5 protein-coding genes are annotated in these 10,460 nt (G+C 54.7%); 4 read left to right on the top strand and 1 reads right to left on the bottom strand.

Going from position 1 to position 10,460, the window contains the following annotated elements:
* Nucleotides 1-56: 56 nt before the first annotated feature.
* From HZR20_RS14725 to HZR20_RS14525, 3 genes are all read left to right on the top strand, one after another.
* Entirely contained in the window at nucleotides 57-3,785 is a 3,729-nt protein-coding gene (locus HZR20_RS14725) for a helicase-related protein (protein WP_309484908.1), read from the top strand.
* 608 nt (nucleotides 3,786-4,393) lie between these two features.
* Nucleotides 4,394-5,740 (top strand): hypothetical protein, encoded by a 1,347-nt coding sequence (locus HZR20_RS07580; RefSeq protein WP_258560384.1) that lies wholly within the window; start codon nucleotides 4,394-4,396, stop codon nucleotides 5,738-5,740.
* Nucleotides 5,741-5,791: 51 nt separating this feature from the next.
* On the top strand, nucleotides 5,792-6,733 hold the full coding sequence (locus HZR20_RS14525) for a phospholipase D-like domain-containing protein (protein WP_258560383.1): 942 nt from the start codon (nucleotides 5,792-5,794) through the stop codon (nucleotides 6,731-6,733).
* Nucleotides 6,734-7,194: 461 nt separating this feature from the next.
* On the opposite strand, the gene HZR20_RS07570 is transcribed toward HZR20_RS14525, so the two are convergent.
* Nucleotides 7,195-7,977 carry a hypothetical protein gene (locus HZR20_RS07570; RefSeq protein ID WP_181685978.1) on the bottom strand — a complete coding sequence of 261 codons (783 nt, stop codon included), beginning with the start codon at nucleotides 7,975-7,977 and terminating at the stop codon, nucleotides 7,195-7,197.
* Nucleotides 7,978-8,416: 439 nt separating this feature from the next.
* Here HZR20_RS07570 and HZR20_RS07565 point away from each other — a divergent pair, with 439 nt between their 5' ends.
* Complete coding sequence (locus HZR20_RS07565) at nucleotides 8,417-10,417, top strand: DNA cytosine methyltransferase (RefSeq protein ID WP_309484907.1); 2,001 nt, start codon at nucleotides 8,417-8,419, stop codon at nucleotides 10,415-10,417.
* Nucleotides 10,418-10,460 lie beyond the last annotated feature (43 nt).

The raw sequence follows: 10,460 nt of genomic DNA, 5'->3' as shown, positions 1-10,460 counted from the left end.
CTCCAGACGATGACGAGCGAATAGCACGACATCTCCGAAAACGGATTCTTGACCGTGTGAGTGGCCGACGAGCCGGCGAAGATGACCGCGTGAAACGGGATTTCCCCAGTGATCGGTTCTTTGCTGGTGCACTTTCTCCTAGGAGCGAGAACCAACTGGAAACCACAGATGACGACCTCCAGTCAAAGATGGAACCAAACGCCGTTGGTTCAACCGTCAAGGTTCGTGGTGGTGGCCCTGGAGACGAGCTCGTCGTCGAAATTAGCGGGAGCGTCTGGGTTCGGGTCAACCCGACCTACGAGGAGATGAATAACCGTGACAATTTCGTCACTCTCGGCGATCGCGAGGAAGAAGAGGAGGCTGAAACTGACCTCCTGCCCGTTTTCGAGCGGTTCAATCTCGACGTTCCTCCTGTCAAGATCCCCTACGAGGCTCTTTCGGGCCCGGCCCGCGAAACTCCCGAAGTAGTTCGTGAGCGAGCCACGGAAGCGCTGACCGAGGCGTTCGAGGACGTACAGGCCCAAGCACAGGCCCGCGAGGACATCTACCTCGACCCCGGTGACGAACATCCTGACGACGATGTCCCCCACAGCGCCCTTGCGGACGAAGAGGCCTACGAGGACTATCTCGAAGAGCGAGAAGGTGAACCGGCCATTCCTCACTGGAACGGCTCTCTTGAACTAACCACCTCGCTGGACCGCGAATCCGACCGCGACGACCAGCTCATCGTCGACGTCGAATTCGAGAATACTGCTGATCACTCCAAGCGGGATGCGATATACACCATTCGTGACCCTACTTTCTTCGAGGTCCAGCTGGACCTCCGGACGGAGGGGGACGTCGAATTCGTCCCCTTCACGTTCGATCCACTCCCCGAAGACTTCCGATATAACCGAGATCTCTGGGGCCACGGTCGCAACTGCACGATCCGCGTCCCCGGTCAGGAGGAAACGATACGAAATGGTCGGACGCCTGGACGGCGAGCGCCCCAGGCTAACCCGACTGCTAACCACTTGCAGACACAGTTCATCCCCGAGCACCGGCAGCTCGTCTACGAATCGGCCGATCGCGACGTCGAGACCTCTTTCAACGAACTGTCCAGTCTCGACGACGGCGGGTTCGAGGTACTGGATGCCGTCGCACAGGCGATGCGCGACTATCACCAGGAGGCCTACGATACTGCGCTCGAGCAGTACCGAGAACGTGAAGACTGGGACGCTGACGGGCGCGATGAGCAGGACTTCATGGAGGACCGCAAGGCGTTCCTCCGAGAAATTCGGCGATTCGAACGCGGTATTCGCTGTCTTCGCGACCACCCTGAGAGCGTCGGCCGAGCATTCGAGCTGATGAACGAGACGATGGACCGGATGCACGGCTTCGACTCTTGGAGGCTTTTCCAGCTGGTCTTCATCGTGATGCTGGTCCCTGACATTGCCAGTCGCGAGCACGAGGGCTGGGAGGACATCAGCTGGCGGGATGGCGATGAGATGACCGAACGGTTCCAAGACGCAGATGGGGCTCTCGACGTCGTCGACGTGCTCTGGTTCCCCACCGGTGGTGGCAAAACCGAAGCATTCCTCGGCGTCGCAGTCTGGAACATGTTCTTCGACAGGATTCGGGGCAAGCACTTCGGCGTGGCCGCGTGGACTCGCTTCCCGCTACGGCTACTCTCTCTCCAGCAGCTTCAGCGCATGTCGGAGACTGTGGTGTACGCCGATGTCGTACGCCGCGAACAACCCGAGATCGGGTCCCGTCCATCGAGGCCGTTCAGCGTCGGCTTCCTTGTCGGCAAGGCCAACACACCGAACGCACTGACCGGATACGATAATGATAACTTCAGCCGGTATCAGGACGACCCCAAACTGCGAGAGGACGCCAAGGTCATTCCATCCTGTCCGGCCTGTGGGTCAGACATCGAGATGCGAGTTACTGACGATATTCGACTCGCACACGTCTGTACTGGCAATCCCTTCGACTGTGACTGGCAAAGCCGGGAGACGACAGCCGATGAGACGTACGCTGAAGACGAACTTCCCGTACACGTCGTCGATAACGAACTCTACCGATACGCGCCAACCATCCTCGCGGGAACCATCGACAAGATCACTGCCATCGGCTACCAGCGGAAGATGGCGCACATCCTCACGGGCGAGATGGAATACGAATGCCCGATTCACGGGTTCGCCAGTCTCGGCGAGTGCACCGAGAAATACGGGTGTGACATCGACAGGGACGAGTTCGAGTTGATGGCCTCTCCCATCGAGGTCTACGATCCTGCCCCCTCGTTGATGGTCCCCGACGAGCTTCACCTGCTTGAGGAGAGTGTTGGTAGCTTCGATGGTCACTACGAAACCGGCATCGATACCCTGCAAGAACTCGTCGACGCTGGTCAGACAAAGATCATCGCTCCGACGGCGACGATTACCGCTTACGAGGATCAGGTCTATCACCTGTTCCTGCGACCAGCTGAACGGTTCCCAGCACCGGGCCCGTATCTACGCGAGAACTTCTACGCACAGGAGCAGGCAGAGAGCCAGCGATATTACATCGGCCTCATACCGCACGGCAAGACGCATATTAACTCGATCATCGACATTCTATTCTATTTTCACAAGGAGGTGCAAGACCTGATGACGACGGCGATGGAGTCACCGGAAGACCTTCTTACTGGTGTCGCACTCGAAGGAACAGATACCAGTGCACCGCTGAACGCCAACTCCATCGACGAGGTTCTACAAACGCTCACCCTCTACAGTACAAGCCTGACGTACCTGCTCTCAAAGAAAGACGGCGATCGCCTTGACCAGTCCATTGTCAGTCAGCTCAACGCGTATCTGCGACGTGACGATCGACCGCCGCTCGCGTCTGAGCGAATGACTGGCGGGACCCCTTTCGAGAAGGTCCAGGACATCCTTGACCTACTGGACAATCCCTGGCAAGAGGATGAAGACAGAGGCATCCTGCAATCTCTGGTCGACGACGACGTCCTTCCACCCGAAACACAGGATGCGATCATGGACTTGCGAGACACCCTAGAAGCCAGTCTCGACGACGCGTCCGACGTCGAGAGCGATGAGTTCCGTGTCGCCCTCAGACAGGCTGACGAAGCCGTTCGAGAGGGTCTTGCCTGGCTGCTCGCGAGTCGTCTCAACACCATCACTGCGACGAGCATGATCAGCCACGGCGTCGACGTCGAGCGGTTTAACATGATGGTGTTCTTCGGAATGCCACGTCAGACTGCTGAGTATATCCAGTCCAGCTCACGGGCAGGGCGCTTTCACCCGGGACTAGTGTTCAACGTCTTCCATCCAATCCGTGAACGCGACTTGAGCCACTACCACTTCTTCGAGAAGTACCACCAGTTCCTCGATCGCCTCGTCGAACCAGTATCGGTCAATCGATGGGCGAAAAACGGCGTTCAGCGTACTCACCCGGGGCTGTTCATGAGTCTGCTTCTGAACCACTACATGTACCGTGACGGTTCAGAGAAACTGTTCTTTGGCGATAGCGCCGAAGACTTCCTCGCAGAAGTCGATGACCAAGAACTGGAAGACCTGATCACCCGCATGTATGGCGGTGATGAGGTACCCGAAGAGTTCAGTCACGATGCCAAAGAGCTAACCAACCTATCAATTTCACAGATCCAGCTTGACGATCAGCAGTGGGCCAGTAATCGACTTCCACGGGGTGCTATGCGTAGCCTTCGTGACGTCGATGAACAGCTACCCATCCGATCGGAGTACAAGTACCGGGACCTCCTCGATACCCTTGAGAACCAGTCATAACAATGTCAATGGAACGAAGTCGGTCACAGGTACTGTATCAGTTCCTGCCAGAAAACACGTTCGACTACAGCGATCAGCGCGGAATCTGGCAGGTGACTCGACTTGAAACGAGCGACGTCAGTGGTCAAATTAGCCGTGATTACATCCTTTCCCGGGTACTTGCACGAGTACGAAACTGGGAAGGGGGCCAGGCAGGGTTCGCGTCATCGAATCCCGACCACTACCACTTCGGTGAGCCGAAGGGCGTTCGGTCACAGCCGTTCCCAACGACCTTCGAGTGCCAGAACTGCGAGAAAGCGCACGGATACTACTCGGCGGACGATCTGGAAAGCCAGAATCCTGACCTGACCTGCGATCGGTGTGGTGGTGACCTCAAGCAGTACCAGTTTGTGAGCGTTCACAGCTGCGGAGAGATCAGACGTCTCTATCCTCAGTCATGTCCCAACCACGGCGACAGACATGTCGTTCTCGACCGGCGGGATAGCCAGCGAGTTCGGAATTTCCACTGGAGCTGCGAGGTCGATGGCTGTGGCTGGGAAACGCCGATGCGGAATTTTCAGAACTGCGGGTGTGAGTATACTCCGCCCGCTGGCGATGAGAACGACGGGATGTACACGACTGTTCACCGGGCGGGGAGTGTCTACTACCCGCACTACATCACCACCGTCAATCTTCATTCGGCAGGAATTGGCCATCTCAGACAGAGCGAGGATGGGGCGAGAAAAGCGTTCGCCCAGCACTTCGGTCTGTCCGACGCTGAATCCGTAGAAGAGGTTACCCTCCGTGAGCGAGTCGGTGAGGTCGAGGTGGACGACGCGAAGGTCGTCGAGGTTTTCCAGGCGAATGATAATATTACGAGCCTCGATGAGGCCCGAGAACACCTGAAAGAACGTGGAGAAATTGACAGTCAGACCGTTCGAGAACGTCTTGCTGAGGTAATCTCCCTCGAAAGTGATGGCGACCAGTCGGAACTGACCGACGCTGGTGACGAGATCCTGCAGTATGTCCTCAGCAGGGAGGACCTGACGACGGACTCCCTGTCCGATCTGGAACAGCAGTCGCGTACCCGTGGATTCACGGAAAAGGCTGACCGTATTAGCACCTACCAGGACGACCTCGATCGTCTTGGTATACAAGATGTCAGAGTGATCGAAGACTTCCCCGTGCAGACGTTCGTCTATGGATATACCCGTGGTGGCCGCGATGAGGATGAAGCCAAGATCAATGCATTCTCACAGAACGCAAGTGATGGGGATGGGACACCCATCTTCGTCGATACATCTGAGACCGAAGCTGTCCAGTTTGATCTTGACCCCGAACGTGTATTGCTCTGGCTGGCGCTAAACATCCCCGAGACCAGCGACCCAGATGAAGTGAACGGGTCGACCACTCTGCCGCAGATTGATAGCACTGATGAGGCTGCTCTTGAGCATGCCCGGAGCGATATTAGCCAGCTATCACAAGACGAGCAGTGGGGATTCATCATTAGCCACCTTGCGCCTGTGGAAGGATACGGGCGATTCGAAACCGACGCCGGTGATGATGTCGAGGGACAGATAACCGAGCACGTATTCAAATTACTTCACACGACGAGTCATATCCTGCTGAAGCAGGCCAGCACTATCAGCGGTTTCGACCGAACAAACCTCAGCGAGTTCCTTTTCCCGCGAGCACTGTCGCTGGTCATCTACGCCAATAACCGGGAAGAGTTCAATATCGGTGGCATGACCACCATGGTCGAGCAACAGTTAGACAATCTGCTTGGCCAGGCAGAATCTCATGGAAACGATTGTGTTTACGACCCGGTGTGCTCACAGCGAGGAGGGGCCTGTCTGTCGTGTCTACACGTGAGTGAGATTAGCTGTTCGTATTTCAACCAGGTGATCTCTCGGGACTATCTGTTCGGCAGCCGGCCGAACACAGACCGTACTATTACTGGCTACTGGAAAGTATAGGGTAACGGGAAACAAATCAGCACATGGATATTATATCATTGGGACAACAATATGACGTCTGAATCAGCTAACGGTATGTGGACGCCCCTCTCGATCGCTGATCTGGTCAACCGTGATGCAGGACTCCTCACCCAGGTTGAGGGTATCCTCTTGGCTGCTGCGGGCAAGGATACTACGCTCTCTCCGGTTGGACTTGCACGGGAGACAGATATTGACGAAGAGGCTGCCACTGATCTGTTTCGCCATCTTGAGCAAACTGGTGTACTTGATCGGGATTCATTCAGCGGCTCAATTGCAGACAGTCACTATGCAGTCGATGCCAAACGCTGTCGAGAAGTGCTCACAGCGGCTCGACACGCGGGAAAGGCCATCACCGTTTTTGAGTCTCAAGGACCTCCTGAAACGACTGTTAGGCCACTTGTGACCTTCCCCGCTGATCCCGGCTTTCGCGAGGTCAGTCCCTCTGATTTCGGGATGTCTTGGTTGATGCCCACACTCACTCGAGAAATTAAACGCTGCACGGACTCGATCGTACTGCTCTCGCCTTTCTTCGAACGCGAAGGTTTCGAACGATTGCAGGATGTTCTGATTGCTGCACTAGACCGTGGCGTCCAAGTAACAATCGTCTCTCGGTATCTCAGGGATCAAGAGTCCTACAACCGGCAGGTCCTTTCGGACTTCGCTGACAACGTGCAGGATGACGGTGTAAGCACCGAAAGCCTCCATTTAATCGACTATACTGGGTGGAGTGAAGAAACGCCTGATGAGGCCCGAAAACAGGAAGGTGACAACCCAGCATTCACCCTTCACGCGAAAGTGATGGCGTTTGACGATTCCTCGGTTTATGTCGGCAGTGCGAATGTGACCGACTACGGATTCGAGCATTATCTCGAAACAGGAGTCCTGATCAAGGGCCCCGAAGTCACCAATTTCCGGAAGCTTATCGAGTTCCTCCTCGCGTCCACAGGTTCGCAAGAGATTCGGATGGGCTAACTTGCTTATCGAATAGGGTGCCATAGAACAGCTCACAAGGCGGTTGGTTCAATACCAAAGGGGGTGGATCTTCCTACTCAGCACGCGTGCGGATGTAACGATGGACTGATAGGGTTTGCCGATTCAAAATGAATCAATGGACAACATCCCGCAACCGGCGAATGATTCATATTCGGTCGGTGACCGGGTGCAAATCTACATTGGTTCTGATGATCCTGATTCTCGGTACCACGGTGTAGTATGTGAGATTGTTGAAGTTCTAACGGACGACCTTGGTACTGAAACCGATCGAACCACAGATGGATACTCGTACATCCTTCAAGACCTAGAAACAGGCGAAGATCTTCCAATTTCATTTCGTCACCACGATTTGGTACCGGTTGAAGACGCTCAGTAGTTCACCTGTAGTGAGTGAATCGTGGGAGCGAAGAACGGGTATGTGAACCGTTGTATGACATCCTCTATCCAAGTCTGGTAGCTGCAAAGGCACAACAGTCTTCGAGCGGACAGGACGGGCACTGTGGCTCATCGGGTGTACAGATCAATGCTCCAAGGTCGAGGAAAGCCAGATTGAATGCCCGAGCGATTTCCGGGTCGTCTGGAACTAGGCATTCCATGAGCTCATACACGGTTTTGCTTTTGTGTGGCTGAGTCGGCATTTCATAATCTAGGACCCTCCCGATCACCCGTGCGACATTAGCATCAACGAGAGCGTATGGTTCAGCGCAAGCAAACAGTAGACAGGCACGAGCCGAGTATGGTCCGACTCGCCAAGATTGTTTGAGTGCCTCAAGATCCTTTGGGACATCTCCACCATATTCACAGTGGCAAAGTTCGGCGACCTCCTGTAACGTTCGTGTTCGCTGATTCCCGAACCCGAGTGACGATACTGCGTCATGAATATCCTTCTCGTCTGCGCGATTCAGAGTCTCTGGGTCCGGGAACTGGCTGAAGAACTCGTCGTAGATACCCGCTACTGCATCACCACGAGTCCGCTGTAACAATATCTCAGATACATATACACGCCAGGGGTCAGTAGTATACCTCCAAGGGAATTCTCGGCCGTGTTGTTCAAGCCAGCCGAGAAGGTCTGGAACAGTCTGAATGAACGACCGTATCTGGTCTTCGCTGTCTGTTTTTCCGCTCTCGTGAAGCAGCTGTGACGCCCTGTTAACCCTGACAAGCTCTGAAATTTCATCTGCCGAAACCTGGGTACGTCCGAAAGGCAGCTTCACGTTTCCCACTGTACCGTTCTCAACGCGCTAGCGTAATAATCCTGAGTACCGTAGCTATCCAAGTTGCCGAGGAAATAGGCCAATTATCACTCCCAGATACCCTATACGCGCTCTCATAGCTGTGAATAAGGTATTCAGTTACGACTAAGTCCTGGGGCTTTATGTGCTGGGTTACCTACAGGGAGACATGACTGGTCGGGGTGCGGATACTGACTCACTATCTCTTCCCGCGGTGTTGTCGGAAGCACCTGATGACGAATTAGAACTGCACCGAGAATTTGTATTTCGTCATGTTGACTTTCTTATAGACGTTCTGACGGCAGAACAGTACCACCAGCACTGGTACCATCCCACGGGCTGCCCGACGTCATCGTCCGAGAGCCTTGCCCGACGACGGAGGGGGGGAGAGAAATACCCTTGTCGTTATCGAAACCTCACTACTGCATGTGTGTCGACGGACTCAGATTCTGCATGTGATTGCGGTGATCCACTGTCTGATAGCGATGATCCGCTTGATACTGTGGCCGCAGTCGCAATAGCCCGTGATAATAGAACCCCCGGACAGCGCTACTTCGACCATGAAGAACGGGAATTGATTGCCCGAATAAAGCGCATGATGGGAGCCTGGGACGAAATTGCCGCTCTATCCAGGGATGATCTGGAAAGAGAACTCGCAGAAGCGACGACGAGGCCGGGAATCGGTGAGCAGCGAGTTGACCGGTTGGAGGCATTGCTCGAATCCGTTGCGGACTGTTCAAAGACGGATGGGGTTACCCTTGAGGGGATTCATGGAATGCAGTACAGCGCATTCCGTGACTTGCTTACCAGTTTCCCCGGAGTATCCCGTTCAGATGCATGGTGGCTTCTTCTCGTTGCTTTCGACAAGCCAGTTTGGCCTGCTGGACCGTTTGTTGATGGTATACTCTGCTCACTAGGATTGCTGGACCAGAGCCGATTCAAGGATAGTGCTGAGCGTCGAACAAAACTTGAGGGGCGGCTAACCGATCGCCAGCTAGCACCTCTTCATCGAGCTCTTGCAGGGCACGCTATCAAGGGCGACATAGATGTCTGCGGTGAACACTGCGAAATCAGGAAGTTCCTGCTTTCACATCGACTTCGAAAGCAGTCACAACAACAGGATGGTCCTGTCGTGATCGACCTATTTTCTGGTGCTGGTGGTATCTCACTCGGATTCGATCGAGCCGGCTGTAGTATTGACTGGGCGATTGACAACGACCAAGATGCGACGGACACCTATCGGCTTAACCACCCTGAAATCCCTCACAAAAATATCGTCTGTGATGATATTCGAAATGCCATCGGGTCGGGAGCGGTCGAGGATCTTGAACGCACTCCTGACATTGTCGTAGGTGGCCCGCCATGTCAATCCCTCTCGCAAGCAGGCTACCGTACTCGTCGGGCCAATGACGACGATTACAGCATCCTTGAGGACGCTCGAACGTCCCTGTACACCCAGTACGTCAAGTTTGTCGAAGAGTTACGACCCAAGGTACTGGTAATGGAGAACGTCGAGGGCATGGTTAACGAGGTCAAAGACACAGGTATCAAAGTCGGAGATTTAGTTCTTGATTCGTTGGAGTCGATTGGTGGTGCTGACTCGGGCTACGTCTGTGATTACAGGCTGCTTGATTGCTCCGACTTTGGCATTCCACAAAAACGCGAGAGGGTCATCATTCTTGGCGTCCGAGAGGACCTTGCAACGGATCGCGCAGATCTTGATGAAATGTTCGACCGTCTTTCCAATATTCTCCCGGCTGGTAACTACGACCTCCAGCAGGCACTCTCTGGTCTCCCTAGGCTCAAACGAGGCGAAGGAGGGAGAGTCGTTACTGGCACCCCGCCTGGATCGCGAAGTCAGTATGTCTCTCAGGTTGACCTCGATGACGGAACAGATCTCTGCTTTAACCACCGGGCACGGGAACACCCGATGCAAAAAGACCAGACGCTATTTGACGAAGCACTGGAGCCTGGTGATACGGGATGGGACGTGAAATACGACAAGGACGGCGAGTATAGCAATTTGATTGAATATGACGTCGGAACCGAGGAGAACCCCCGCTTCAGGGACAAGTACCGTATGCTATGCTGGGATGAGCCGTCGCCGACAATCGTAGCCCATCTTGCGAAGGACGCCAACGGATTTGTTCTTCCCGACTATTACGAACACGTGGATACGGCTTCCGGCGAGCCAGATACTCGTCGAAACCGGGGGATCACTCCACGAGAGGCGGCACGTATTCAGTCATTCCCGGATGACTACATTTTCCTTGGCGCCTTTACCAGCTGGTTCCGCCAGATCGGAAACGCGATTCCGCCCCATCTCGGGGAACGCATCGCACTCACCGTCCAAGAGTATCTTGCCGAAAAAGGCATTTCAGAGATGGCGACTACTCAGGCCCGGGCAAGTCGGGCAAGTACGGACGACTGACACACCTTGGCGGGATGTAGAGATACTTCTTTCTCGCTCACAA

Origin of the sequence: Halorhabdus salina (assembly GCF_013839425.1) — an archaeon.
Taxonomy (GTDB): domain Archaea; phylum Halobacteriota; class Halobacteria; order Halobacteriales; family Haloarculaceae; genus Halorhabdus; species Halorhabdus salina.
This window is presented reverse-complemented; position numbering and strand designations above follow the sequence as displayed.